This window comes from Streptomyces longwoodensis (assembly GCF_001514125.1).
GTDB lineage: Bacteria > Actinomycetota > Actinomycetes > Streptomycetales > Streptomycetaceae > Streptomyces > Streptomyces longwoodensis.
Genome location: NZ_KQ948580.1, coordinates 1 through 590, shown reverse-complemented (window position 1 = coordinate 590; position 590 = coordinate 1). Strand labels below are relative to the sequence as shown.

At 66.6% G+C, this 590-nt stretch carries 1 protein-coding gene; it reads left to right on the top strand.

Annotated elements, in window-relative coordinates:
• Positions 1–590 (top strand): glucose-6-phosphate isomerase (locus tag AQJ30_RS36370; RefSeq protein ID WP_483855239.1); only part of this gene is annotated, 590 nt, incomplete at both ends.

Below are 590 nucleotides of genomic sequence, written 5' to 3'. Positions count from 1 at the left end.
TCCAAGACGTTCACGACCATCGAGACCATCACCAACGCCACGTCGGCGCGCAGTTGGCTGCTGGAGGGCCTCGGCGGCGACGACAAGGCGGTCGCGAAGCACTTCGTGGCGCTGTCGACGAACTCCGAGAAGGTGACGGAGTTCGGTATCGACACGGCCAACATGTTCGAGTTCTGGGACTGGGTCGGCGGCCGGTACTCCTTCGACTCGGCGATCGGCCTGTCGCTGATGATCGCCATCGGCGCGGACCGCTTCCGGGAGATGCTCGACGGGTTCCGCATCGTCGACGACCACTTCCGCAACGCCCCGGCCGAGGCCAACGCCCCGCTGCTGCTGGGCCTGCTGGGCGTCTGGTACGGCAACTTCTTCGACGCCCAGTCGCACGCGGTGCTGCCCTACAGCCACTACCTGTCCAAGTTCACCGCCTACCTGCAGCAGCTGGACATGGAGTCCAACGGCAAGTCGGTGGACCGCGAGGGCCGCCCGGTCGAATGGCAGACCGGACCGGTCGTCTGGGGCACCCCCGGCACCAACGGACAGCACGCCTACTACCAGCTCATCCACCAGGGCACCAAGCTCATCCCCGCCGA